Here is a 26,025-nt window from a genome sequence, read left to right as displayed (position 1 = left end):
CTCCGATCGGCGCGCTTCATCGGGACACAACGTAGCGCTCAGCCGGCGCCGGCCAGCGACTTCAGGATCACCCCCAGCAGGTACGCAAGCCCGGTACCCGTCGCATAGCCCAATGCGCCCAGCAGCGCGCCCACCGGCGCCAGCGCCGGGTGGAATGCGGATGCCACCACCGGCGCCGAGGCCGGCCCGCCGATGTTGCTCTGCGAACCGATCGCGAAATAGAAGAACGGCACCCGCAGCGCGCGGCCCAGCAGCCACAGCAGCACGATGTGGATCGCGATCCAGACGATGCCGAGCAGGAACAGCCACGGCCGGTCGAGCAGCGCGAAGATGTCCATCTGCATGCCGATGCAGGCGATCAGGAAATACAGCAGCAACTGGCCGAGGTTGGACGCGCCCGCGCCTTCCAGCCGGCGCGCGCGGGTGAAGCTGAGCGCCAGCCCGAACAGCGTGGACAGCATCACCACCCAGACGAAGGGCTCGTGCAGGCTGACCGTCTTCGCCCATGTCACGTTCGCGCCGAACCACGCCGACAGCGGCGCGGCCAGCGCGTGCGCAAGCCCCACCGCGCCGAACGCGATGCCGACGATCAGCATCAGGTCGGTCAGGCTGGCGATGCGCGAATGTTCTGCCTTGAACGCGGCCAGCTTCGCCTTCAGTCCTTCGATCGCGCTGGTGTCCGCGCCGCTGCGCGCATCGATCGCCGGCGCGCGCGCGGCGAGGAAGATCAGCACCGCCATCCACACGTAGCCCACGCCGACATCCACCACCGCGAACTGGCCGAAGGTGGTGGCGTTGACCTGGAACACTTCCTTCATCGCCAGCATGTTGGCGCCGCCGCCGATCCAGCTGCCGGCCAGCGCGGCCATGCCCGCCCAGGTGTCGCCGGCGACGGTCTCCGGATGCACGGCGCGGAACAGCAGGAAGGCGAGCACGCCGCCGGCCATCACGCTGAGCGACGCGCCGAAGTACATCAGCACCACCTTCGGCCCGAGCCTCAGGATCGCCTTGAGGTCGATGGTCAGGGTCAGCAGCACCAGCGCCGCCGGCAGCAGCACGCGGCTGGCCACCGGGTTGTAGAGCTTGCTGTCGGCGCCGTCGATCAGGCCGAAGCTGTTGTACAGGCCGGGGATCAGGTAGCACAGCAGCAACGGCGGCACCAAGGAATAGAACTTCTTCAACGCCGGTTGCGGCGAGGAGGCGCTCCAGAACACCGCGGCCAGGGTGGCCGCGATGAGCCCGAGGATGACGATGTCGTTGCCGATCAGCGCACTGCGGGCGACAGGCTCCACGTCACTGCCCGATGTGCTGCTTCAGCCAGCCGTTCACCGTGTCATGCCATTGCACGCTGTTCTGCGGCTTCAGCACCCAGTGGTTCTCGTCCGGGAAGTACAGGAACTTCGACTCCACGCCCTTGCGCTGCAGCGCGCTGAACAGCGCGATGCCCTGCTCCACCGGGATGCGGAAATCCTGCTGGCCGTGGATCACCAGCATCGGCACCTTGAAATCCTTGACGTGGTTGGCCGGGTTGAACTTCTGGTAGCCCTGCGGATTGTCGTACGGCGTGCCGCCGTTCTCCCACTCGCTGAACCACAGTTCCTCGGTGGCGTAGCCCATCGCCTGGTTCTCGAACACGCCGTCATGGCTGACCAGGCACTTCCACGGCGACTTGCCGTCCTTGTCGTACCAGTTGCCCTCGATCCAGTTGACCATGAAGCCGCCGTAGCTGGCGCCCAGCGCGCAGGCCTTGCCGCCGTCGAGGAAGGCGTACTTCTGCTGCGCCGCGGCCCAGCCCTTCTGCAGGTCTTCCAGCGGGCGGTCGCCCCAGTGGCCGCTGATCGCGTCGGTGAACTTCTGGCCGTAGCCGGTGCTGCCGTGGAAATCGATCATCACCACCGCATAGCCCTGGCCCGCGTAGGTCTGCGGGTTCCAGCGATAGCTCCAGCCATCGCCGAAGCTGCCCTGCGGGCCGCCGTGGATCAGGAACGCGACCGGGTACTTCTTGCCCGGCTGGTAGTTCCACGGCTTGACCACGTAGCCGTGCACGGTCTCGTTGTTCCAGCCGATGAAGTTGAACTGCTCGTACGCGCCCCAGGCCACGTCCGGCAGCATCTCGCCGGCGCTGGGGGTGATCGCGCGCAGCGGCGCCTTGCCGTCGGCGCTGGTGGTGGAAATCACGTCGCCACTCTTCATCGAGTTGCGCGCGATGGCGAGCGTGGCACCGGCAAGGTCGAACGACGACACGCTGCCATCCTTGACCACGCTTTCCACTTCGCCATTGGCCAGCGACACGCGGAACAGCGGATGCCGGCCCAGCTCGCCCGCCGTGGTGTAGAGCCACTTGCCGTCGGCGGACAGGGTGATGCCGTCGGCGGAGGCATCCCACTTCGAGGCGATTTCATGCGACTTGCCGGAGGCCAGGTCCATCGCCATCAGCGCGAAGCGATCCGCTTCGAAGCCGGGGCGCGCCATCGCGCGGTAGTAGAGCGTCTTGCCGTCGTGCGAGAACACCGGGCCGGCATCCCAGGCGGGGTTCTTCGCGGTGAGGTTGCGCGCGCCGCTGCCGTCCGCATTGACCAGCCAGATGTCGAAGTTGGTGCTCCACGGCTCTTCGCGATTGGCCTGGCGCACGCTCATCGCCACCTGCTTGCCATCGGGCGACCACGCGAAATCGCCCAGGTCGCCGAACGGCTTGGACGGGATATCGCCATGGATATCGCCGCTGAGCAGCGTCGCCGACGTGATCATGCCGTCGCCGCCGAGCTTCGCCGCGAACACGCGATTGAGGCGACCGTCGTTCCACGCATCCCAGTGGCGGATGAACATGCGGTCGAACACCTTGCCGCTGGCCTTGGCCGCTTCGACTTCGTCCAGCTTCTTCCTGGTGCAGCCGAGGTCGGCCTTGCAGTCCGGGAACACCGCCAGCGCCAGCGCGACGCTGCCGCCATCGGGCGACAGCTTGTAGCCGTCGACGTCGATCGCGGTGTCGGTCAGGCGCTTCGGTTCGCCGCCGCCGATCGGCATCGCATACAGCTGCATCGAGCCCGACTTCGCGCTCATGAAATAGACGGTCTTGCCATCCGCCGCGAACGCCGGCGAGTTCACGTTCCAGCCGTCCGGCGTCAGCTGCTGCGGCGGGCGCATGTCGCGCGTCATCAGGTTGCGCGTCCACAGCGAGGTGCTGGACTTGTTGGTCTCCTTGTTCACCACGCGCTTGGCGAACACCAGCACGCGCCCGTCCGGCGACAGCGTCGGCGACGAGTAGCGGTCCAGGTAGGCCATGTCCTGCACGGTGAAGCCGCGCGCCGCATCGGCGACGGCCGGCAGCGACAACGCGAGGGCGAACGGGAGGATGGCGTGGCGAAGTTTCATGGCGTGGGTCCGTGATGCGGGAAGATGACGCGCCCGCGGCGATGCGCGGGCGCGGGTGGATCAGGCGGCGTTCGGGTTGGCCTTGGCGCCGGTGCGGTAGATCAACCAGCCGACGATGGCCAGCACCACCAGGCCGACGACCTGGCCGAAGTGGAACTTCTCGGGCAGCGCAAGCACATCGGCGCGTTCGCTGACCACGATCGGGATCGCGATGGCGATGCCCATCAGCGCCTCGCCGGTGATCAGGCCGGCGGAGAACAGCACGCCCGGGCGGTGCACGCGGTCGCGCAGCGCTTCGTCGTGGGTGCCGACGATGCCGTGGCGCTTCTCGACGAAATGCGCGAGCAGGCCGCCCAGGAAGATCGGCACCATCAGTTCCAGCGGCAGGTAGATGCCGATGGCGGCCGCGAGCACCGGCACGCGGAAAGTGGAATTGCGCGACTTCAGCCAGCCGTCGAACGCGATCACCATCGCGCCGATCACGCCGCCGGCGATGATCATGTCCCATGGCAAATGCCCGCCGAACAGGCCCTGCGCCACCGAGGCCATCAGCGTGGCCTGCGGCGCCTGCAGCGAGCCGGGGCGGGTCGGGTCGCCGATGCCGTAGGCCTGCGCCAGCAGGTTCAGCACCGGCGCCATGATCAGCGCGCAGGAGAACGCGCCGATGCCCAGCATCAGCTGCTGCTTCCACGGGGTGGCGCCGACGATGTAGCCGGCCTTGAGGTCCTGCAGGTTGTCGCCGCCGACCGCCGCCGCGCAGCACACCACCGCGCCGATCATGATCGCGGCCACCGCGCCGATCTTGGAATCGCTGCCCAGCAGCAGCATCAGCACCACCGAGGCGAACAGGATGGTGGCGATGGTGATGCCCGACACCGGGTTGTTCGAGGAACCGACCAGGCCGGCGAGGTACGCGGACACCGACACGAACAGGAAGCCGGCCACGATCATGATGATCGTCATCGGGATGCTCACGCCCCAGTTCTGCACGATCGCCTGGTACAGGCCGAGCAGCGGCAGCACGAACAGCAGCAACGCGATCAGCATCCACTTCATCGGCAGGTCGCGTTCGGTCTCCGGCAGGTTGGCGTCGCCCGAGCCCTTGCGCGCGGCGGCGATGCCGCTCTTGACGCCACTGAGCAGCGAGTTGCGCAGCGAGAACAGGGTCCAGATGCCGCCGACCAGCATGGTGCCGACGCCGAGGTAGCGCACCTTCTCGGCGCGGATCAGGCCGGCGGCGTCGGCCGCGCTGAGGCCGGCGAGCTTGGTCGCGAACACCGGGTCGAAGGAGGCGGCGTATGCGTGGTAGATCGGGATCGCGATGTTGTAGGCGAGGATGCTGCCGGACACCACGACGATGCCGATGTTGAGGCCGACGATGTAGCCCACGCCGAGCAGCGCCGGCGACAGGCCGGTGCCCATGTAGCCGAGGTACTTGCCGAAGAAGCCGGCGCCGGCGGCGTTGTCCGGGATCATGCGCAGGCCGCTTTCCGCGGCCAGCTTGACCAGCGCGCCGATGCTGGCGGAAATGCCGAGGATCTTCAGGCCCGGGCCGGGGTTCTCGCCCGCCTTCAGCACTTCCGCCGCGGCCTTGCCTTCCGGGAACGGCAGCGGATCCTCGACGATCATCGAGCGCCGCAGCGGCACCGAGAACAGCACGCCGAGCAGGCCGCCCAGGCCGGCGATCGCCAGCACCCAGGAATATTTGAAGTCCTGCCAGTAGCCCAGGATGATCAGCGCCGGGATGGTGAAGATCACGCCGGCGGCGATCGAGGAACCGGCGGACGCGCCGGTCTGCACGATGTTGTTCTCCAGGATGGTGCCGCCGCCGAGCAGGCGCAGCACGCCCATCGACACCACCGCCGCGGGGATCGCGGTGGCGATGGTCAGGCCGGCGAACAGGCCCAGGTACGCGTTCGCGGCGGACAGGATCACCGCGAGGATGACCGCCAGCACCACCGCGCGGAACGTGAGCTGCGGCGCTCCGGAACCTGAATTCGACATCGTTTCCCCCTCCCGGGACATGCAATCGACGAAACCTAGCGGCTGGGGCTGGCCAAGTCCAGTGCGGAAAGCCGCTTGCTATGCTCCGCCGACCCTGCGCGGATGCGATCCATGAATGCCAGCACCTACAGCGAGATCCCCGCGCGCGAGGATTTCCTCGGCCATCCCAAGGGCGTGTTCGTCTGCTTCTTCACCGAGATGTGGGAGCGCTTCTCGTTCTACGGGATGAAGGCGCTGCTGCTGCTGTACCTGCTCAAGCACCACCGCTTCAGCGACGACATGGGCTACGACCTGATCGGCGCCTACGGCGGGCTGGTGTACGCGGTGCCGGTGATCGGCGGGCTGATCGCGGATCGCTGGCTGGGCATGCGCAAGGCGGTGGTGCTGGGCGGCGTGCTGCTCTGCCTGGGCCACCTGGGGATGGCGGTGGAAGGCGCGGATGCGCAGGTCGTCAACGGCGTGGTGGTGCGCGACGAGGGCGCGCTGCAGGTGTTCTACCTGTCGCTGGCGCTGATCATCATGGGCGTCGGCTTCCTCAAGCCGAACATCTCCACCATCGTCGGCAAGCTGTACGCGCCCGAAGACCCGCGCCGCGATTCCGGCTTCACCCTGTTCTATGCCGGGATCAACGTCGGCGGCCTGTTCGCGGGGCTGATCTGCGCCTTCCTCGGCGAAACCTACGGCTGGAAATACGGCTTCGGCGCGGCGGGCATCGGCATGCTGGCCGGCCTCGGCATGTTCCTGTGGGGACAGAAGTACCTGCATGGCCACGCCGAACCGAAGGACCCGGCGCTGCTGCGCGAGCGCATCGGCCCGCTGGTGCGCGAGTGGTGGATCTACCTCGGCGCGTTCGCCGGCGTCGCCGTCGTGTGGCAGCTGATCCAGCGCACCTGGACGGTGCACGGCGCGATGCACCTGGTTGCGATCGCCTTCGTCACCTGGTTCGTGTGGTTCCTGCTGCGCCAGTGCAACAAGGTCGAGCGCGAGCAGATGATCGCGCTGCTGGTCACCATCCTCGGCGTGCTGGTGTTCTTCACCCTGTACGAGCAGACCTACGGCTCGTGGCTGACCTTCACCGACCGATTGATGACCAAGGACATGTTCCCGTCGCTGGTCAGCGATGCCAGCGGCACCCTGCCCTGGTCGCTGTTCGTAATGGCCGCCAGCGTGCCGCTGATGGTGCTGGCGTTGCGGGCGAGCGATCGCGGCGACCGCCGCATGGCCGGCTGGCTGATCGTGCTGCTGGTCGCGGGGATGGGCATCGCCTGCTTCCGCGACGTGGTGCTGGTGCCGCAGACCGCCGGTTCGCTGACTTTCCTCGGTTCGTTCTTCATCGTGCTGCTGTCGCCGCTGTTCGCGTGGCTGTGGCCATGGCTGGAAGCGCGCGGGCGCAACCCGGGCAAGCCGCTGAAGAGCGCGATCGGCCTGCTGTTCGCCGCGCTGTCGTTCCTGCCGCTGATCGCCGCGGCCAAGGTCGCCGGCAGCGGCGCGATGGCCAGCGTGTGGTGGCTGGTGCTGGCCTACCTGATCCTCGAGATCGGCGAGATGTGCCTGTCGCCGATCGGCCTGTCGGCGGTCACGCAATTGTCGGTCGCGCGCGTGGTCGGGCTGATGATGGGCGGCTTCTGGCTGGCCACGGCGTATTCGGAAATGCTGGCGGCGCAGTTCGGCAAGCTGGCCTCGCTCGACATTCCGGAAGGCGGCGGCATCGACATGGCGCAGGCCGCCGCGAAATACGGCGAACTGTTCCAGTTGCTGCTGTGGATCGGGCTGGGTTCGGCGCTGCTGTTCCTGCTGCTGGCGCCGTTGCTGCGGCGGATGATGCACGGCGTGAAGTGAGCCGCGCGCGGAGCTGAATTCACGCCGAATAACGGCGCGCAGGCCGCTGCTACACTCGGTCGTTCGATCACCCCGGATAACGACGCATGCCAACGCCGCGCCCGCTCGCCCTTGCCCTGCTCCTCGCCCTCGCCGCCGGCCTTGCCGCACCCGACGGGCATGCCGCGAAGAAACCCGCGGCGAAGAAGGCGAAGGCGCCGGCGGCATCGGCGGCATGCGCGGATTTCTACGCGAACGCGAACGCGGACTGGCTGAAGGCGAACCCGATGCCGGACAGCGGCGCGATCTCGTCGCTGGGCCAGCTCACCGCGCGCGCGCAACAGCAACAGCGCGACCTGCTCGATGCGGCGATGAACGCGCCGCAGGGCAACGTGCAGAAACTGCTGGGCGATTTCTGGGCGAGCGGCCTGGACGAAGCCGCGGTCGAACGCGACGGCGCCAATCCGGTCGCGCCGCTGCTCAAGCGGATCGACGGCATCCGCAAGACCGGCGACGTCGCCCCGGCGATCGCCGCGCTGCACCAGGTCGGCATCCCGGCGCTGTTCAACTTCAGCGCCGACGTCGACCTGCGCGAGCTCGACCGCCATCTCGGCTACTTCGCGCAGGGCGGCCTGGGCCTGCCCGACCCGGCCTACTACACGCGCGGCGATGCCGACACCCAGGCCTTGCTGGCGCGTTACGCCGACTACATCCGCAGGATCCTGACCCTGACCGGGATCCCGGCCAAGGACCTGGAACGCGAAACCGCGCTGGTGCTCGACCTCGAGAAGCGCATCGCCGCAGCCGAACGCCCGCTGGTGGAACTGCGCGACCCGAAGGCGAACTTCGCGCCGGTGGCCACCGCGGGCCTCGGCAAGCAGTACCGCAACCTGCAGCTGGACGCCTTTCTCAAGGTGCAGGGCGTCAGCGACGACACGGTGTCGATCGCCAACCCGGCGCTGTTCGCCCGGCTCGATGCGCTGGTCGGCGGATTGAAGCCGGCGCAATGGAAGACCTACCTGCGCTGGCGGGTGGGCGACGCGATGGCGCCGTATCTCGCCAAGCCGTGGCGCGATGCCTCGTTCGATTTCCGCGGCAAGGTATTGCGCGGCGAAACCCAACCGGCACCGCGCTGGCAGCAGACGCTGGAGGCCATCAACCTGGCCGCCGGGCCGATGCTCGGCCGCGAATACGCCGCACGCTACCTGCCCGACGCCACCCGCAGGCAGGCGGTCGATATCGCCGACCATGTGCGCGATGCGCTGGTGCGCAACATCGGCAACAGCACCTGGATGAGCGATGCGGTCAAGGCGGAAGCGCGCAGCAAGCTCGGCAAGCTGCGCATCGAAGTCGGCACCCCGCGCCGCGACCTCGACTACAGCGTGCAGCCGATGGGCCGCGGCAGCTTCGGCGGCAACATGCTGATCGCCTCGACCTGGCGGCATCGCGAGGAGATGAAGCGGATCGGCCGCGGCAATGCCGACCGCCGCTGGGACGTGCTGCCGCAGCAACCGGCGCTGGCCTACGACCTCGCCCAGAACCGCCTGATCGTGACCGCGGCGATGCTGCAGGCGCCGGTGCTGGATGCGGCGATGCCGCAGGCCGCGCAATACGGCGCCTACGGCGCGCTGGTCGGCCACGAACTGAGCCACGCGGTGGATGCGCGCGGCCGCATGGTCGACGCCGGCGGCGACCTGCGCGACTGGTGGACGTCCACCGAAGCCGCGGCCTGGGATGCGAACGCGCAGAAGGCGGCCGCGCTGTACGACGGCTTCGCGTATCCGCAACTCAAGGGCGCGAAGGTCAACGGGCGCATCACCCGCGACGAGAACATCGCCGATATCGCCGGCCTGGAGCTGGCGCGCGCCGCACTGGTGGCCGCAGGGCCCGCGGGCGGCGCCGATGCCGACAAGGCCTTCTACCGCGGCTGGGCGCAGGTCTGGGCGCAACAGGTGACGGTCGATGAGGCGCAGCGGCGCAGCCTGCAGGACGTGCGCGCGCCGGGACAGTGGCGCAGCAACGGGCCGGTCATGCAGCAGGGCGCGTTCGGCAGCGCCTTCGCTTGCAAGGCCGGCACGCCGATGCAGCCGCCGGCGCAGCAGCGGGTCGGCATCTTCCGCTGAGCCGGCGCGCTGGCCTTCTAGGGAACGATCCGCATCCGCGGCTTCGGCTTCGATCCGCCGAACGGCGGCTGCCCGCGCCAGTAGCGGATCAGCAGCCAGCCGAACAGCATGCCGCCGAGGTGGGCGAAATGGGCCACGCCCGGCTGCAGGCCGGTCAGGCCCACGCCCAGTTCGAACAGGCCATAGACGATGACCAGGGTCCGCGCTTTCATCGGGATCGGCGGGAACAGCAGCATCACCCGCTGGTTCGGGAACAGCATGCCGTAGGCCAGCAACAAGCCGAACACGCCGCCGGAGGCGCCGATGGTCGGGTACGCGACCGCGCCGTTCGACACCGCCAGCGAACCGACCAGCAGCTGGCATAGCCCCGCGCCCACCACGCACACCAGGTAGTAGGCCAGGTAGCGGCGCTCGCCCCAGGTGTATTCCAGCGGCGCGCCGAACATCGCCAGTGCCAGCATGTTGAACGCGAGGTGGAGGATGTTGCCCGGGTCGTGCATGAAGCCGTACGTCACGAGCTGCCATGGCAGGAACGACGGCGCCAGGCCCGCGGATGGATCGTAGGCATCCCCTCCCAGCGGCCACAGCATGAACGGCAGCATGCGTTCCTCGCCCAGCAGCCATTGCAGGGCGAAACCGATGAGATTGGCGATCAGCAGGGCCTTGGTGACGCGTGGCAGGTTGAAGAACGGCATCCTTGCGGGCATCCAGTGTCAGCGGCGGCCCGTTGGCAAGCAGCCTTGTTCGTTGCACCGCATCATAGGGCCTGCGGCGTCAATCCGGCGACCACAGTGCGGCATCCAGCGAGTCTTCGCGCGGCATGCGCACCCGGCCGTTGCGGACGTCCACGCCCTCGGCGCGCAGGCGCCGGCTCTGCTCGGCGTAGCCGGGCGAATCCGCAGGGAACGCGATGCGCCCGTCGGAGCGCAGGATGCGATGCCACGGCAGCTTGCGGTCGCCGTTGCCGCTGAGGATCCGCGCCACCAGCCGCGCCCGCCCGGGCAGGCCGGCGCGGCGCGCGATCGTCCCGTAGCCGGCGACCTGCCCGCGCGGCACCGCGCGGATCGCGGCGAGGATCGCATCGACCGGCGAGGGCTGCGACGGCGGCCTGCCACGGGCGGATATTTCCGGCATCCGGGTTAGCATAGCCGCCTCCCCGCCCGCCGCGTTGCACGCCATGCAGAATTTCGAACAGATCCGCAGCCACCTGGTCGCCTCCGGCTACAGGCTGACCCTGCAGGAACCCTTCGTGCTGTGCGTTGAACTGTCGCTGGCGCAGGGCAAGCGCCACCAGGCGATCTTCCTGTCGGAAATGCAGGACGACGACGGCCGCGAATACCTGCGCGTCAGCACCGCGATCGCGCCGATCACCGGGCTGGATGCGCGGCGCGCGCTGGCGTTCAACTGGGCCAGCCGGGTCGGCTTCCTCGCCATCGGCGAACTGGACGGCGTGCCCTACCTGCAGCTGTGCGAGAACCGCCCGTACGATTGCGTGGATGCCGCCGAGATCGACCGCCTGGTGCTGGAGATCGGCGGCACCGGCGACGAGATGGAGCGGCGGATGTCGGCGGGCGGCGACCTGCTCTGATTCCTGCTCGCCCAGCCGAACGAAAAAGGCCCGCGCGAGCGGGCCTTTTTCGTTCGCGATTGCGGCCGCCCGGATCAGGCCCAGCCCAGCGCCTCGGCCAGCCGCAGCAGCGCGTAGGCGATGCCGCCCGCGGCGGGGATGGTCAGGATCCATGCCCACACGATGCGCTCGATCACGGTGATCTTGAGCTTGCGCGGGTTCTTGCCGAAGCCCACGCCCATGATCGCGGTGGAGATGCTGTGGGTGGTCGAGACCGGCATGCCGAAATGCGCCGCGGTCACCAGGATCGTGGCCGAGGCGGTTTCCGCGGCGAAGCCGTCGATCGGCTGCAGCTTGACCATCTTGTGGCCCAGGGTCTTGATGATGCGCCAGCCGCCGGAGGCGGTGCCGGCCGCCATCACCAGCGCGCAGGTGACCACGATCCAGCGGTCGATGTCGGTCTCGCCGCCGTCCGGGTGCAGGAACTGCGCCCACGCCGGCAGGGCATCCAGGGTGCCGGCGCCCTGCGCGGCGAAGATCGCCAGCGCGATGATGCCCATGGTCTTCTGCGCGTCGTTGCTGCCGTGGGCGAAGCCCATGTAGGCGGCGGAGGCCAGCTGCGCCTTGCCGAAGAAGGCATTGACCCAGCGCGGCCGCGACAGCCGCGACAACGGCCGGCCGGCCTTGCGCAGGGCGGCGATCAGCGCGTACAGCAGGGCCAGGATCAGCACCCCGAGCAGGAAGCCGGCGATCGGCGAGCTCACCATCGGCACCGCGACCTTCCACAGCAGGCCCTTGTTGCTGGTCCAGCCGGCGTCGCTCAGCTTCGACCAGATCAGCGCATGCCAGTTGTTGTGCGAGGCGGCCAGCGCGGCGCCGCACAGCCCGCCGATCAGCGCGTGCGAGGACGAGGACGGCAGGCCCAGCCACCAGGTGATCAGGTTCCAGGTGATGCCGCCGGCCAGCGCGCAGATCAGCACCTGCGAGGTCACCGTGACCACGTCGGTATCGATCAGGCCGGAGGCGATGGTCTTGGCCACCGCGGTGCCCCAGAACGCACCGATCAGGTTCATCGATGCCGCCAGGATCACCGCCTGGCCGGGCGACAGCACCTTGGTCGCGACCACGGTGGCGATGGAGTTTGCGGTGTCGTGGAACCCGTTGATGAACTCGAACACGAGCGCGAACAGGATCACCAGCAGCAACAGGGTCAGCATCGTGCGTCTCCGGCCGCCGGATCAGGAATTCTTCAGGACGATCTCGTAGGCCACCACGCCCGCCTCGCGGCAGCGGTCGATCGCCTTCTCCATGATCTCGAAGAACTCCTTGAGCAGGAACATCTCGCCGGCATCGAGGTTGCCGGAGTAGATGTCGCGGTGCAGCTCGAGGATCAGCCGGTCGGCCTCCATCTCGATCACCCGCAAACGGTCGTTGAGGCTCTTCATCGGCTCCAGCCGCAGGGTGTGCAGTTCGCGCACCATGTCCACTACCACCCCGGCGGCCTGCTCCAGCATCGCCGCGCGCGGGGCGAAGTCGATGCCGGTCAGGCGGTGCTGGGCCAGCGCGTAGCGGTCGGCGAAGCGCTCGACCTGCTTGGGGATCTTGTACAGCGCGGAACCCAGCGCCTCGATGTCCTCGCGCTCGAACGGGGTGATGAAGCTGTCCACCAGCGCCTGGCTGATCTTGTCGCTGGCCACGCGTTCGCGCTGGCGGGCGTGCTTGAACGGCTCCATCGAGGGCTGCCGCTCGCGCTCCTTCAGCATCGCGTGCAGGGCCTTGGTGCTGTCGTAGGCGGCATCGGCCGCTTCGTTGAACAGGGCGTAGAACTGCTTGCCCTGGCCGAAGATGGTCTGCAACGAGAACATTGGATTGCCTGCCGGTCGTGTGGCGTCGGGGCGGAATTATGACCGCTGGATGACGGTTTGCGCAGCCGGGGCGCCGCGCGGCCCTGTTATGATCCCGCTGCGCTCCGGCGCATCCCATGGACGACTCCCCCGAGCCACTGCCATCGACCCCCCGTTCCCCCGCCAGCGGCGCGCCGTGCGGGGGTAGCCGTGGCTGAGCTGCTGGTCGTCCTCGCCCTGATCGCCCTCAACGGCTTCTTCGCGATGTCGGAGATGGCGCTGATGACCTCGCGCAAGCTGCGCCTGAAGCAGCTCGCGGAGGATCCCGAACGCCCCAGCCGCGGCGCGCGCAAGGCGCTGGCGCTGGCCGAGCACCCGGACAACCTGCTGTCCACGGTGCAGGTCGGGATCACCCTGATCGGCATCTGCACCGGCGTGTTCGGCGGCGACGCCATCGGCCTGCAGATCGCCGATTGGGTGCGCCACGTCTGGCCGAACGCGCAGGAATACGCCCGGCCGCTGGGAATCGGCACCGCGGTGGCGCTGATCACCGCCAGTTCGGTGATCTTCGGCGAGCTCATCCCCAAGCGGCTGGCGCTGACCAACCCCGAAGGCATTGCCTGCCGGGTGGCGATTCCGCTGGATGCCCTGTCGACCGCGGCCAAGCCGATCGTGCTGCTGCTCGGCGCGATCAACCGCGGGGTGCTGCGCGTGCTCGGGATCAAGGACGACGCCCGCAACAGCATCACCCAGGAGGAAATCCACCTGCTGGTCAGCGAAAGCCACGAGCAGGGCGTGATCGACCTCGACGAACGCAACATGATGAACCGGGTCATGCGCCTGGGCGACCGCACCGCGGAAAGCCTGATGACCCCGCGCACCGACATCGCCTGGCTGGATGCCACCGGCGCGCTGGCCGACAACCTGGCGGTGATGCAGGAGACCCCGTTCGCGCGCTATCCGGTCTATCGCGGCGGCGACTCCGACGTGGCCGGCATGCTGGAAGTGAAGACCCTGCTCGACGAGCTGGGCAAGGACGCGCCGGAACTGTTCCGCGACATCCGGCCCCCGCTGTTCGTGTCCGAATCCACCCATGCGCTGAAGTTGCTGGAGATCCTGCGCGAGGAACAGCAGTCGCTGGCGCTGGTGGTGGACGAGTACGGCGACATCCAGGGCCTGGTCACCATCACCGACATCATGGATGCCGTGCTCGGCCGCCTGCAGTCGGGCGAACCGCACGACGACGAGGCGCTGGTGGTCGAACGCGAGGACGGATCGCTGCTGGTCGACGGCGGCCTGCACATCGACGAATTGCGCGAGCTCACCGGCGAGCGCCTGGCCGATGCCGAGGAACACGACTACCACACCGCCGCCGGGCTGGTGATCGCGCATTTCGGCCGCATCCCGCATGTGGGCGAGCATTTCCAGCTCGGGCTGTGGCGGGTGGAAGTGGTGGACCTCGACGGGCCGCGGATCGACAAGCTGCTGCTGCAGCGCATGCCGGACGCAAGGGACAGCGACGATGTCGGCGGCTGAGCCGGGCGACCCAGGCCAGCGCCCCCCGCGAGAAGCCGGCACCCGCGCCATCCTCGACACCCTGCTCGACGGCGACCACGCGCAGACCCTCGACTTCAACGCCCTGCTCTCCGGCCTCGGCCGGCGTGCGTTCGGCATGCTGCTGTTCGTCGCCGTGCTGCCGGCCTTCATCCCGATCCCGATCGGCGGCGCGCTCAGCGGCCCGCTGGTGGTGCTGATCGCCGCGCAATTGCTGGTCGGCCTGCGCCGGCCGTGGCTGCCGCGGTTCATCGCCCGGCGCGGACCGAAGCGGCAGGCGCTGGCGCGCTTCGAGCGCGTCGTCGACCCCTGGCTGGGGCGGCTGGAACGGCTGGTGCGGCCGCGCATGGCCGCGATCCTCGACCACCGGCTGGCGAGCGCCTTCACCGGCCTGTTGCTGCTGCTGCTCGGCGTGCTGCTGTCGTTGCCGATCCCGTTCACCAATTACCTGCTCGGCGGGATCATCCTGCTGCATGCGCTGGCCCTGCTGGAACGCGACGGCGCGCTGATGCTGGCGGCCTGGGGCGTGGGCATCGTCGCCCTGAGCACGACCGGCGCGCTGTCCGGCGGGCTGGTCGCGGTGGTGCAGCCTTGGATCGACCGGCTGCTGTAGTGCGCGCAACGCGCTTGCCGCGCGCGGGCGGCGGCAGGCGGCGCTAGCCGGCCAGCTTGGCGAATTCGGCCGCGGTCAGCGGGTGGCCCAGCCAGTAGCCCTGCACCAGGTCGCAATCGCGTTCGCGCAGCAGGTCGTACTGGCCCTGCTTCTCCACGCCCTCGGCGACCACGGTGATCCCCATCGAATGCGCCATCGCGATGATCGCGCTGGTCAGCGCCAGGTCGTCCGGGTCGCGCAGCAGGTCGGTGATGAAGCTGCGGTCGATCTTCAGGCCGTCCACCTGCACGCGGCGCAGGTGGCTGAGGCTGGAATAACCGGTGCCGAAATCGTCCAGCCAGACCCGCACGCCGGTCTCGCGCAGGCGCGCCAGCAGCGCGGTGGCGTTGGCCTCGTCGCTGATCACCGCGGTCTCGGTCAGCTCCACGTGCAGGCGCTCCGGCGACAGCGCGGCCTCGTGCAGGGCCGTGCCGATCTGCTGGACCAGGTCGGTGCTGCGCAACTGGCGCGGGGAGACGTTGACCGAGACGAACGGCGGCTCGCCGGCGCCATCCGGGGTGCGCCAGCGCGCGGCTTCCTGGCAGGCCGCGCGCATCACTTCCGGGCCGATCGACTCGATCAGCCCGCTCTGCTCGGCCACTTCGATGAACACCGCCGGCGAGATCGCGCCGTCGTCGGGATGGTTCCAGCGCAGCAGCGCCTCGGCGCCGACCAGCACGCGGTCGCGGGTGCGGAAGATCGGCTGGTACGACAGGCTCAGCTCGCCGCGGCCCCATGCGCCGCGCAGGTCGTGCTCCATGCGCATGCGCCGCTCCACCGCCTGGTCCATGGTCCGGCTGTAGAAGCGGTAGCAGTTCTTGCCGGCCACCTTGGCCTGGTACATGGCGATGTCGCCGTTCTTCATCAGCAGCGAGGCGCTGCTGGCATCGTCCGGGAACAGCGCCACCCCGACCGAAGACCCCAGGAACACCTGCCGCCCGTGCAGGATCAAGGGCTCGCCCAGGTCGACGACCAGCGCCTTCGCCAGCCGGGTCACCATCGCGCGCACGTCGCCGTCCGGCTCGGCATCGCCGGCCTGCAGCAGGATCACGAACTCGTCGCCGCCGAAGCGCGCGACCATCGCGTCCGCGCCGTCGATGGATTTCACCGCGCGGTCGATGCGCCCGGCGACCTGCAGCAGCACTTCGTCGCCCGCTTCGTGGCCGAGGGTGTCGTTGACCCGCTTGAAGTCGTCGAGGTCGGCGAACAGCAGCGCCAGTTGCCGTCCCGCGCCCTGCAGCGCGCGCAGGCGCTGGTCCAGCGATTCGCGGAAGGCGAGCCGGTTGGAGAGGCCGGTCAGGGCGTCGCTGTAGGCCACGCGGCGGATGTCGCGGTCGTGCTTGGCCACGCTTTCGCGCATGCGGTCGAAGGTGCGCACCAGGTCGCCCAGTTCGTCGTCGCGCGAGGTCTGCGGCACCGGCAAGGTGAAATTGCCGACTTCGATCTCGCGCGCGGCGTCGCCCAGCTGCTTGATCGGCCGCACCAGCACCCGCTGCACCAGGCCGGCCGCGGCCAGGCCCACCGCGCCGAGAGCGACGCAGAGCAGCAGCAGCCAGACGAAATTGCGCCGGCCCACTTCATCGATGCGGCCGCGCAAGCCGCGCATCGACTGCTCTTCGGCGCGCGCCATGCCGGCCATCGAATAACCGATGCGCACCCCGCCGAGCCGCTGGTCGCCGACCAGGATCGGGCTGGACACGTCCAGCACCTGGCCGATCGCGCGGGTGTGCGGACCGGGGGCGGCGATCACTTCCTTGGCCAGCGCGTCGCCCATCGGCTGGCCGTAGGCGGCGATGTCGCCGGAACCGTCGTGCAGGATCCGCCCCTGCGGGTCGTAGACCAGCACGTATTCGACGTCCGACTCGCGCAACGCGGCGCGCGCCAGCGCACCGATCGCATCCAGGTCGAAGTAGTACAGCGGGTTGGTCAGCGCATCGGCGAGCTGGCGCACCTCCGCCTCGCCGTCCACCCGCACCTGTTCCGAGAGCAGGCCGTGCATGGCTTGCCGGGTGACGTCGCTGACTTCGTGCTGGCTGGCCTGCTCGCGCTGCCACATCAGCATCATCACCAGCACCACGATCGCCAGCAGGGCGAGGATCGCGGCGATGAACCGCGACTGCAGGCCGAGCCGCGGCCGCCTCACTCGACCTCCGCGCGCACGCGCGCCACGCCGATGCCGAGCTTGTCCAGCGCGCGCCGGTCTTCGTCGGCGATCGGCACGAACCGCGAGGTGCCGATGAAGCGGCGCAGCACCTCGCCGGCATCGGGATCGGTCGAGGCTTCCATCAGCACTTCGCGCAGGCGGGCCTCGACCTTCGGATCCATGCCCTTGCGGGTCAGCATCAACGCGCGCGGCACGTCCTCGGTCGCCCCGATGATGCGGAAGTCCTGCGCGAACGAGGGCGGCATCCGCTGCGGATTGGCCCAGTCGAGGTTGCTGAACACCCCGGCATCGACCAGCCGCTTGTGCACCCAGGTGGTGATGTTGAGTTCGGTGCGCGCGAACAGGTAGCCCACCGCACCCGGCACCGGCTTGTCCATCGGCGACAGCAGCACTTCCAGCTTCATGCCTTCATCGAGCAGGCGCGCGGCCGGCAGGTAGTAGGCGCTGGTCGAATACGGGTTCTGGAAGGCCACGCTGCGCCCGGCAAGATCCGCCAGCGTCTGCACCGGGCTGTCCCGGCGGACGAAGAACACGCTGTGGTAGCGGGTCGCGCCCTCGCGCTCGGTGACCAGGAAGGCCTTGGCCACGCCGCGGCGCTCGAGCAGGCCGGCGTTGCCCGCGGTCTCGTTGATCCAGTCGACCTGGCCGCGGCGCAGGTAGCTGGTCATCTGCTGCAGGTCCTTGGCCATCAGGATGCGGCCGCTGCGGATGCCGACGCCGGCCAGGCGCGGCACCACGTAGTCGAGCAGCGGCTTGAGCTGGTCGTAGTGGGATTTCGGATCGTCGCTGACCCGGCCGAGCACCAGCACGCTGGCGTCGTCGTCGAGCGGTTGCGCGGGCGCAGCGTCCTGGGCCTGGGCGGACGGCACCCAGGCCATCGGCAGGCAGAACAGGCAGGCCAGCAGCAAGCGCAGGCTTCGCGTCGAGAAGAAGGACAATGTGATGCGCTTCCCAGATCCCCGTGCGGAGCCTACCCGATTTTTCACCCGGCGGAACCCGCCTGCCCGGCCAGCCGGGCCATGCGCTGCGCATCGGCCAGCACCCCGCGCAGCAGGCGCACGTCGGCGCTGTCGAGATTGGCGCGCAGGTACAGCCGGCGCAGCTTGCGCATCGCCGATTCCGGCGCGCGCCCCTTGTGGAAATCGATCTGGTCGAGGGTCTCCGCGAGTTGCGCGAACAAGCCTTCCAGCTCGGCGTGCGACGCCGCGCCTGCGCCGGGCGGCGCGGTGCGCACGGCGTCCTGCCCGATCCCGCCGGCATCGCCCAGCAGCGCGCAGCGCAGCTCGTAGCTCAGCACCTGCACCGCGGCGGCCAGGTTCAAGGAACTGAATTCCGGATCCGACGGGATATGCACCGCCGCATGGCAGAGCTGCAGTTCCTCGTTGCTCAGGCCGGTGCGCTCGCGGCCGAACACCAGCGCCACCGGCCCGCTGGCGGTGGCCTGCACGGCGCGCTGCGCCGCATCGCGCGGGTGCAGCGGCTCCAGCTGGATGCGGCGGTTGCGCGCGGTGGCGCCCAGCACCCAGCGGCAGTCGGCCACGGCCTCGGCGAGGCTGGCGAATACCGGCGCGGCCTCGACCAGGTCGTCGGCACCGGCCGCCATCGCCTGGGTATCGCGGTCGGGTGCCTTTTCCGGCGCCACCAGCACCAACCGCGACAGGCCCATGGTCTTCATCGCCCGCGCCGCCGAACCGATGTTGCCGGGGTGCTGGGTGCCGACCAGCACGATGCGGATGTTGCTGGCGGGGGTTTCGAGCAGGGTCTCCATTCGCAAATGGTAAACTGCGCGCCCCGGCCCCCGCGCCGGGTTCGTTCTTTACCGCCGCTGCCGTCCCTTCCCCTCTTCGATTCGAGGCGCTCCGCCATGCAGAAACCCGTGGTCAATGTCATGGTCAAGGCGGCCCGCGCGGCCGGCAACGTGCTCCTGCGCGGCATGCACAAGCTCGACGCGATCAACGTGGTCGAGAAGGACCGCATGGACTTCGCCAGCGAGATGGATGAAGAGGCGGAGAAGGCCGCGATCAAGGAACTGCGCCGCGCCCACCCGGACTTCGCCATCCTCGGCGAGGAAAGCGGCATGATGGGCAAGGGCCATTCGGTGTTCGTGATCGACCCGCTGGACGGCACCAGCAACTACCTGCGCGGCTTCCCGCACTGGTGCGTGTCGATCGCCCTGGTCGAGGGCGGCGACGTGCAGCACGGGGTGATCTTCGACCCGCTGCGCAACGAGCTGTTCACCGCCAGCCGCGGCAGCGGCGCGGTGCTCAACGACAAGCGCATCCGCGTCTCCGAGCGCAAGGACCTGGCCGGCGCCATGCTCATCACCGGCTTCCCGCTGCGCGAGCGCGAACGCGCGCCTGCGCAGCTGGAGTGCATCCGCGAACTGCTGCGCGACGCCGAGGACATCCGCCGCACCGGCTCCGCCGCGCTCGACCTGGCCTACGTGGCCTGCGGCCGCGCCGACGGCTATTTCGAGGCCGGGGTGAAGCCCTGGGACATCGCCGCCGGCGTGTTGCTGGTGCGCGAGGCCGGCGGCCGCGTCTGCGATTTCCGCGGCGCCGCCACCGGCCCGCTGGACGCGAAGGGCCTGGTCGGGCGCCAGCTGGTCGCCGGCAACCTCAAGCTCAGCGACGCCCTGCAGAAGGGCATCGTGCAATCGGGGTACGCCGCGGTCTTCAAGTAAACCGCACGCCACGGCCGCCAACAAAAAACCCGCGCGATGCGCGGGTTTTTGTTGGCGCGGAGCCGGCTCCGGGAATCAGGGGCGACGCGCCAGCGCCGCCTCGTCCTTCGCCTTCGGCATCAGGTCCTGCTTGGTGACCTTGAGGATGCCCATGGTCAGCAGCGGACAGGCCACGAAGATCGAGGAAACCGTGCCGATCACGATGCCGATCATCTGCGATTCGGCCATCCCGCGCAGCGAGTCGCCGCCGTAGATGTACAGCGCCACCACCGTCAGGAACGCCACGAACGAGGTGATCACCGTGCGCGACAGGGTCTGGTTGACCGACTTGTTGAGCACGGTCACCGGGTCGGCGCGCATGCCGCGGAAGTTCTCGCGGACGCGGTCGAACACCACGATGGTGTCGTTGATCGAGAAGCCCATCACCGACAGGATGCCGGCCAGCACGTTGAGGTCGAATTCGTGCCCGCTGAGCGCGAACCAGCCGGCGCAGATCAGCACGTCGTGCAGGGTGGTGATGATCGCCGCCATCGCGAACTTCTTCTCGAACCGCAGCGAGATGTAGCCGAGGAAGCCGATGATCACGAACAGCACGGCGTACAGGCCCTTCAACGCGAGGTCCTTGCCGACCTGGGCGCTGATCACCGAACTGCTGCGCTTCTCCGCCGGGTTGCCTTCGAGCGAGGCGGCCTTCGCCACCGCGTCGCCGATGCTGGCGGCCTGGTCGGCGCCGCCGGCCTGCCGGCCCTCGGCCTGCAGGCGCACCAGCAGGTCGTTGCCGGCGCCGAAGTTCTGCACCTGCGCGCCGTGGAAGTTCGCCGCGTCGAGTTGCTCGCGGACCTTGTCCACGTTCGGTTCCTTCGCGTAGCGAAGTTCGACGCCGATGCCGCCGGTGAAGTCCAGCGCGAAGTTGAAGCCGCGGGTGGCCATCGCACCCAGCGCGACCACCATCAGCAGGAAGGCCACCGACAGCGAGATCCAGCGCAGGCGCATGAAGTCGATGTTGCTGTCGTACGGGAACACATTGAAAGGTTTCATGGGTCGTGTTTCCTCAGATCGCGATCGACTTCAACTTGCGCTTGCCGCCGTAGATCAGGGTGGCGATCCCGCGCGACACGGACACGGCCGTATAGGCCGAAGTGGCGATGCCGAGCATCGTGGTGATGCCGAAGCCGCGCAGCGGGCCGGTGCCGAACGCCGCCATCGCCAGGCCGGCCAGGAAGGCGGTGACGTTGGCGTCGAGGATGGTGCCGGACGCGCGGTCGTAGCCTTCGGAAATGGCCTTCTGCGGCGGCAGCCCCAATCGCAGCTCCTCGCGTATGCGTTCGTTGATCAGCACGTTGGCGTCCACCGACATGCCCACCGTCAGCGCGATGCCGGCCAGGCCGGGCAGGCTCATGGTCGCCCCCAGCACCGACATCAGCGCGAACACCATCAGCAGGTTGATCAGCAGCGCCAGGCAGGTGATCAGGCCGAACATCCGGTAATAGACCAGGAAGAAGCCCAGCGCGAAGATGAAGGAGAACGCCACGGCCTTGAGGCCGCGCTCGATGTTCTCGCGGCCCAGGCTCGGGCCGATGGTGCGTTCGTCGACGAAGTCCATCGGCGCGGCCAGCGCGCCCGCGCGCAGCAGCAGGGCCAGGTCGGAGGCTTCCTTCATGCTGTCCAGGCCGGTGGTCTGGAACTGCTTGCCCAGCGTGCTCTGGATGATGGCGACCGAAATCACCTGCTCGTTGATGCGGACGCTGCGCACTTCCTTGCCGTCGACCATCCGCACCTCGGGCACGCGCTCGATGTAGACCGCCGCCATCGGCTTGCCGACGTGCTCGCTGGAATACTCGAAGTTGCGCTGGCCGCCGATCGCGTTCAGGGTCATGCTCACCGCAGGCGAGCCGGTCTGCGAATCGAAGAACGCGCTGGCGCTCTGCAGCTGGTCGCCGGAGAAGATGACGCGCTTCTTCAGCAGGATCGGCAGCGGCTTGCCGTCCGGCCCGTTGCGGTTCTGCAGGTACAGGCGCGCATCCGCCGGCGGCGCGACCGCGCCGCTGGCGACGTCGACCGCGTTGCCTTCCTCGGAAACGCCGTGGTACTCGAGGGTCGCGGTGGCGCCGAGGATGCGCTTGGCCTGGGCGGTGTCCTGCACGCCCGGCAACTGCACCGCCACCTGGTCGGGGCCCTGGCGCTGGATGATCGGCTCGGCCACGCCCAGTTCGTTGATGCGGTTGCTGAGGGTGCCGATGTTCTGCTGCACCGCTTCGGTCAGGATCTTGTCCAGTTCCGCCTGCGGGATGCGCACGGTGACCGTTTCGCCGACCGCGTCGACCTGGTAGGTCGGCATGCTGCGGCCGATCAGCTGGCGCGCCTTGGCGTTGTCCTGGCCGGCGCCGAGCCTGGCCACCACGGTATTGCCCGCGGCCGGTTCCACCGAGGTGTAGCGGATGTGGTTGTCGCGCAGCAGGCCGCGGATGTCCTCGGCGGTGCTCTCGAAGCGCTTGGCGAGCGCCGCCTGGCGGTCGACCTGCATCAGGAAGTACACGCCGCCGCGCAGGTCCAGGCCCAGCGACATCGACTTCGCGCCCAGCGCCCGCATCCAGCCGGGCACGGTGGAGGCCTGGTTGAGCGCGACCACGTAACCGCTGCCGAGCTCGGCGCGGATCGCGTCGGACGCGCGGGTCTGGTCGTCGTCGCTGCCGGTGCGCACCAGCAGGTTGCCGTCCTTCTCGATGCTGCTCGCCTTGAACGGCACCGAAGCCTTCTTCAGCGCGGCCTCGACCCGCTGCTGCAGGACGGCGTCCACCTTGGAGCCGCGATTGGCGGTGACCTGCACGGCGGGATCCTGCGGGAACACGTTCGGCACGGCGTACAGGACGCTCAAGGCCAGGACGAGCAGGATGACGAAGTATTTCCAGCGGGCGTATTCGAGCATTGCGGAACCCCGCGCACGGCCCGCGGGGCCGGCGCTTCAAGCAAACGGGAAGGATCAGGCCGCTTTCAGCGTGCCCTTGGGCAGAACATTCGCGATGGCGCCCTTCTGGATGCGCACCTGCACGCCATTGGCGATCTCGACGGTGATGAAGTTCTCGCCGATCTCGGTCACGGTGCCGGCGATGCCGCCGTTGGTGATCACCTCGTCGCCCTTGGACAGCTTGTCGAGCATGGCGCGGTGCTCCTTCTGCCGCTTCATCTGCGGACGGATCATCAGGAAGTACATGATCGCGATCAGGATGATCGGGAACAGCAGGGTCGACATCATGCTGGGGGCGGCGGGCGCGGCGCCGGCGGCCTGGGCATGGGCGACGGGAATCAGGAAATCGAGCGGGTTCATTCGGGAATCCGTGGGTGCAGGAGCGATGGGCTGGCCATGGCCAGCCGGGAATTATGCCATGTAGGCCGGGATCCGGCCTTTCAAGCCCGGCGGGCCGCGTAGAAGGACTCGCGGAACGCCGCGAAGGTTCCCGTTTCGATGGCCGCGCGGATCTGCGCCATCAGCCGCTGGTAGTAGCGCAGGTTGTGCAGGGTGCCCAGCATCGGCGCCAGCATCTCGTTGCAACGGTCGAGGTGGCGCAGGTAGCTGCGGCTGAAGCCGCCCGCGCAGGAATAACAGTCGCAGCCCTCCTCGATCGGGCGCAGGTCGCGCTCGTACTGGGCGTTGCGGATGCGGATGGTGCCGGTCGAGGTGAAGAAGTGGCCGTTGCGGGCGTTGCGGGTCGGCATCACGCAGTCGAACATGTCGACCCCGCGCGCCACCGCCTCCACCAGGTCCTCCGGCCGGCCCACGCCCATCAGGTAACGCGGACGGTCTTCGGGCAATTGCGGCGCGGTGTGGTCGAGCATGGCGTTGCGCTCGGCCTCGGTCTCGCCGACCGCGAGGCCGCCGATCGCGTAGCCGTCGAAGCCGATCCCGCGCAGGCCTTCCGCCGAACGCGAGCGCAGGTCGTGGTGCACGCCGCCCTGGACGATGCCGAACAGCGCCGCGTCGTTGCCCTCATGGGCGATCTTGGAGCGCGCGGCCCAGCGCAGCGACAGTTCCATCGAACGCTCGACCACCCGCTTGTCGACCGGCTGCCCGTCCACGGTCACCGGCGGGCATTCGTCGAAGATCATCACGATGTCGCTGCCCAGCACCTTCTGGATGTGCATGGATTCCTCGGGACCGAGGAACACCTTGCTGCCGTCGGTGGGCGCGGCGAAGGTCACGCCTGCTTCGGTGATCTTGCGGCGGTGCGCCAGCGAGAACACCTGGAAGCCGCCGGAATCGGTGAGGATCGGCCTGTCCCAGCGGGCGAAGCCATGCAGGCCGCCATGCGCTTCGATGACGTCGAGCCCGGGCCGCAGGAACAGGTGGAAGGTGTTGCCGAGGATGATCTCGGCGCCGAGGTCCTCGATCTGGTGCGGCAGCACGCCCTTGACCGAACCGTAGGTGCCCACCGGCATGAATGCCGGGGTTTCGATGGTGCCGCGCGGGAAGGTGATGCGGCCGCGACGCGCGGCGCCGTCCGTTCCCAGCAATTCGAAGTCCATGCGGCTCATGCGGGGAAACCCTGCGTTTTCGATCGCAGGGCGCGCCGACCGGGCACTCCTCCTCGGCTTATGCGAACGTCCATGTTCGATGCGCCGCCGCGCGCCATCCATGGCGCGCTTTCCGGAGTACCCGGTCGGCGCGCCCTGCCCGTCGTGATTGCGTCGCAACTCATGCCTGGCCCTGCGCCGGAAACAACAACATCGCATCGCCATAGCTGAAGAAGCGGTAGCGCTCGCGCACCGCGTGTTCGTAGGCGGCGAACACGCGCTCCTTGCCGGCGAACGCGGAGACCAGCATCAGCAGGGTGCTTTCCGGCAGGTGGAAATTGGTCATCAGCGCATCGATGCTGCGGATGCGGTAGCCGGGGAAGATGAAGATGTTGGTCTCGCCGGCGAACGGCTGCAGCTCGCCATCGACCAAAGCGCTTTCCAGCGCGCGCAACACGGTGGTGCCCACCGCGACCACCCGCCCGCCCGCCGCGCGCGTCCTGCGCACCTGCTGCACCAGCTCCGCGCCGACATTGATCCACTCGCTGTGCATGCGGTGCTCGCGGATATCGTCCACCCGCATCGGCTGGAAGGTGCCGGCACCGACATGCAGGGTGACGTGGCCGAACTGCACGCCGCGTGCGCGAAAGGCATCGAGCAAGGCATCGTCGAAATGCAGGCCGGCGGTGGGCGCGGCGACCGCGCCAATCTCGCGGGCGAACACGGTCTGGTAGCGCTCGGCATCGTCGGCGCCGGGCTCGCGCTGGATGTATGGCGGCAGCGGCAGGCGGCCGGCATGCAGCAGCCAGTTCTCCAGCGGCTCGGCGACATGGAAGCGCAGCTGCCAGAAACCTGCTTCATCGCGCGACAACACTTCCGCCACGCCGCCGGCATCCAGCGCGATGCGGCTGCCGAGTTGCGGCGACTTGCTGACGCCGAGCTGCGCCCGCGCCTCGTTGCCGGGCAGCAGGCGCTCGATGAGGATTTCCACCCGACCGCCGGTGGCCTTGTTGCCGAACAGCCGCGCCGGGATCACCCGGGTGTCGTTGAACACCAGCAGGTCGCCCGGCTGCAGCAGCGTGGGCAGGTCGCGCACGCCAAGGTCGGCGAACGCCGCATCGCCCGGCGGCACCAGCAGCAGGCGGCTGGCCGAACGCTCCGGCAGCGGCGCCTGCGCGATCAGCTCGGCCGGCAACTCGAAATGGAAATCGGACTTCTTCAAGGGCAACGAAACACAAGCGGGGCGCGCATTGTAGCGGCCCGCATCAACGCTCGAACTTGGTCGAGAGGATGATCGAGGTAGTGGTGCGCTCCACCCCGTCGATCGCGCCGATCGCATCGGTCAGCACGTCCATCTCGCCGACGCCGGCGGTGACCGCCAGCGCGATCAGATCGTGGCCGCCGCTGATCGAATACAGCACGCGCACTTCCGGCATCGCCTGCAGCGCACGGGCGACGGTCGGCATCTGCTTCGGCCGCAGGGTGATCAGGATGTGCGCGCGGATCCGGCTGCGCTCGTACTCGTCGTCGACCCGCACGGTATAGCCGCGGATCACGCCCTGCGCCTCCAGCCGGGCGATCCGGTTCTGCACCGTGGTGCGCGACAGGCCCAGCTTGCGGGCGATGTCCGCGGTGGAGGCGCGGGCGTCCTCGCGGAGCAGGGACAGGAGCTGTTCGTCGGCCGGGGTTATGCGCATATCGACGGATTGTAGCGTCGATTCGCCCGGATTGCCCC

General features: G+C 68.8%; 21 protein-coding genes and 2 pseudogenes. 6 read left to right on the top strand and 17 right to left on the bottom strand.

The window, feature by feature from the left end; translation table 11 throughout:
* Positions 1-38: 38 nt before the first annotated feature.
* From FHQ07_RS12430 to FHQ07_RS12420, 3 genes are read right to left on the bottom strand one after another with little or no spacing between them, the layout of a single operon-like run.
* The gene (locus FHQ07_RS12430) at positions 39-1,292 is read right to left on the bottom strand and encodes a DUF819 family protein (protein ID WP_240703494.1); all 1,254 of its coding nucleotides are present in this window, start codon (positions 1,290-1,292) and stop codon (positions 39-41) included.
* A gap of 1 nt (position 1,293) precedes the next feature.
* A complete protein-coding gene (locus FHQ07_RS12425; RefSeq protein WP_139717155.1) occupies positions 1,294-3,372 on the bottom strand; it encodes a S9 family peptidase in 2,079 nt (692 codons plus the stop codon).
* 60 nt (positions 3,373-3,432) lie between these two features.
* On the bottom strand, positions 3,433-5,376 hold the full coding sequence (locus FHQ07_RS12420; protein ID WP_139717153.1) for an OPT family oligopeptide transporter: 1,944 nt from the start codon (positions 5,374-5,376) through the stop codon (positions 3,433-3,435).
* Positions 5,377-5,487: 111 nt separating this feature from the next.
* Here FHQ07_RS12420 and FHQ07_RS12415 point away from each other — a divergent pair, with 111 nt between their 5' ends.
* Positions 5,488-7,215 carry a peptide MFS transporter gene (locus FHQ07_RS12415; protein WP_139717151.1) on the top strand — a complete coding sequence of 576 codons (1,728 nt, stop codon included), beginning with the start codon at positions 5,488-5,490 and terminating at the stop codon, positions 7,213-7,215.
* Between the two features lie 86 nt (positions 7,216-7,301).
* A complete protein-coding gene (locus FHQ07_RS12410) occupies positions 7,302-9,317 on the top strand; it encodes a M13 family metallopeptidase (RefSeq protein ID WP_139717149.1) in 2,016 nt (671 codons plus the stop codon).
* Between the two features lie 17 nt (positions 9,318-9,334).
* Here the strand turns inward: FHQ07_RS12410 and FHQ07_RS12405 are convergent, their stop codons facing one another.
* Together FHQ07_RS12405 and FHQ07_RS12400 are read right to left on the bottom strand one after the other, a co-directional pair.
* Complete coding sequence (locus FHQ07_RS12405; protein ID WP_240703493.1) at positions 9,335-10,012, bottom strand: rhomboid family intramembrane serine protease; 678 nt, start codon at positions 10,010-10,012, stop codon at positions 9,335-9,337.
* A gap of 79 nt (positions 10,013-10,091) precedes the next feature.
* The gene (locus FHQ07_RS12400; protein ID WP_240703492.1) at positions 10,092-10,451 is read right to left on the bottom strand and encodes an MGMT family protein; all 360 of its coding nucleotides are present in this window, start codon (positions 10,449-10,451) and stop codon (positions 10,092-10,094) included.
* A gap of 43 nt (positions 10,452-10,494) precedes the next feature.
* Between FHQ07_RS12400 and FHQ07_RS12395 the strand changes: the two genes are divergently transcribed.
* Positions 10,495-10,905, top strand: coding sequence for a hypothetical protein (locus tag FHQ07_RS12395; RefSeq protein WP_139717144.1), 411 nt, complete (start codon positions 10,495-10,497; stop codon positions 10,903-10,905).
* Between the two features lie 74 nt (positions 10,906-10,979).
* Here FHQ07_RS12395 and FHQ07_RS12390 read toward each other — a convergent pair whose 3' ends face one another.
* Entirely contained in the window at positions 10,980-12,101 is a 1,122-nt protein-coding gene (locus FHQ07_RS12390) for an inorganic phosphate transporter (protein WP_139717142.1), read from the bottom strand.
* A gap of 21 nt (positions 12,102-12,122) precedes the next feature.
* Positions 12,123-12,749, bottom strand: a complete 627-nt coding sequence (locus FHQ07_RS12385) for a DUF47 domain-containing protein (RefSeq protein WP_139717140.1) — start codon at positions 12,747-12,749, stop codon at positions 12,123-12,125.
* Between the two features lie 189 nt (positions 12,750-12,938).
* Between FHQ07_RS12385 and FHQ07_RS12380 the strand changes: the two genes are divergently transcribed.
* Together FHQ07_RS12380 and FHQ07_RS12375 are read left to right on the top strand one after the other, a co-directional pair.
* Complete coding sequence (locus tag FHQ07_RS12380; protein WP_139717138.1) at positions 12,939-14,264, top strand: hemolysin family protein; 1,326 nt, start codon at positions 12,939-12,941, stop codon at positions 14,262-14,264.
* Positions 14,251-14,895 (top strand): exopolysaccharide biosynthesis protein, encoded by a 645-nt coding sequence (locus FHQ07_RS12375; protein ID WP_139717136.1) that lies wholly within the window; start codon positions 14,251-14,253, stop codon positions 14,893-14,895. The genes FHQ07_RS12380 and FHQ07_RS12375 overlap by 14 nt, the downstream gene beginning before the upstream one ends.
* A gap of 43 nt (positions 14,896-14,938) precedes the next feature.
* On the opposite strand, the pseudogene FHQ07_RS14735 reads toward FHQ07_RS12375, so the two are convergent.
* From FHQ07_RS14735 to FHQ07_RS12360, 4 genes and pseudogenes are all read right to left on the bottom strand, one after another.
* A pseudogene (locus FHQ07_RS14735) lies at positions 14,939-15,682 on the bottom strand (putative bifunctional diguanylate cyclase/phosphodiesterase); the annotation flags it as partial.
* A 69-nt stretch (positions 15,683-15,751) separates the two neighbouring features.
* A pseudogene (locus tag FHQ07_RS14730) lies at positions 15,752-16,540 on the bottom strand (diguanylate cyclase domain-containing protein); the annotation flags it as partial.
* 533 nt (positions 16,541-17,073) lie between these two features.
* Complete coding sequence (locus FHQ07_RS12365; protein WP_425476970.1) at positions 17,074-18,012, bottom strand: phosphate/phosphite/phosphonate ABC transporter substrate-binding protein; 939 nt, start codon at positions 18,010-18,012, stop codon at positions 17,074-17,076.
* 68 nt (positions 18,013-18,080) lie between these two features.
* Positions 18,081-18,866 (bottom strand): RNA methyltransferase, encoded by a 786-nt coding sequence (locus FHQ07_RS12360; RefSeq protein WP_139717134.1) that lies wholly within the window; start codon positions 18,864-18,866, stop codon positions 18,081-18,083.
* 96 nt (positions 18,867-18,962) lie between these two features.
* Here FHQ07_RS12360 and FHQ07_RS12355 point away from each other — a divergent pair, with 96 nt between their 5' ends.
* Entirely contained in the window at positions 18,963-19,781 is an 819-nt protein-coding gene (locus FHQ07_RS12355; protein ID WP_139717132.1) for an inositol monophosphatase family protein, read from the top strand.
* A 75-nt stretch (positions 19,782-19,856) separates the two neighbouring features.
* Here the strand turns inward: FHQ07_RS12355 and secF are convergent, their stop codons facing one another.
* From secF to FHQ07_RS12325, 6 genes are all read right to left on the bottom strand, one after another.
* Positions 19,857-20,819 (bottom strand): protein translocase subunit SecF, encoded by a 963-nt coding sequence (gene secF / locus FHQ07_RS12350; protein ID WP_139717130.1) that lies wholly within the window; start codon positions 20,817-20,819, stop codon positions 19,857-19,859.
* A 13-nt stretch (positions 20,820-20,832) separates the two neighbouring features.
* Positions 20,833-22,707, bottom strand: a complete 1,875-nt coding sequence (secD, locus tag FHQ07_RS12345; protein WP_139717128.1) for a protein translocase subunit SecD — start codon at positions 22,705-22,707, stop codon at positions 20,833-20,835.
* Positions 22,708-22,761: 54 nt separating this feature from the next.
* The gene (gene yajC, locus FHQ07_RS12340) at positions 22,762-23,106 is read right to left on the bottom strand and encodes a preprotein translocase subunit YajC (protein WP_139717126.1); all 345 of its coding nucleotides are present in this window, start codon (positions 23,104-23,106) and stop codon (positions 22,762-22,764) included.
* 80 nt (positions 23,107-23,186) lie between these two features.
* Positions 23,187-24,311 (bottom strand): tRNA guanosine(34) transglycosylase Tgt, encoded by a 1,125-nt coding sequence (tgt, locus tag FHQ07_RS12335; protein ID WP_139717124.1) that lies wholly within the window; start codon positions 24,309-24,311, stop codon positions 23,187-23,189.
* A 160-nt stretch (positions 24,312-24,471) separates the two neighbouring features.
* Positions 24,472-25,512, bottom strand: coding sequence for a tRNA preQ1(34) S-adenosylmethionine ribosyltransferase-isomerase QueA (gene queA / locus FHQ07_RS12330; protein WP_240703490.1), 1,041 nt, complete (start codon positions 25,510-25,512; stop codon positions 24,472-24,474).
* Between the two features lie 43 nt (positions 25,513-25,555).
* Positions 25,556-25,987, bottom strand: a complete 432-nt coding sequence (locus tag FHQ07_RS12325) for an Lrp/AsnC family transcriptional regulator (protein WP_139717120.1) — start codon at positions 25,985-25,987, stop codon at positions 25,556-25,558.
* Between the last annotated feature and the right edge of the window lie 38 nt (positions 25,988-26,025).

It is taken from the genome of Thermomonas aquatica, assembly GCF_006337105.1.
Taxonomy (GTDB): Bacteria; Pseudomonadota; Gammaproteobacteria; order Xanthomonadales; family Xanthomonadaceae; genus Thermomonas; species Thermomonas aquatica.
Note: the sequence above shows the minus strand (reverse complement) of the source record. Positions and strands in the feature narration are given on the sequence as shown.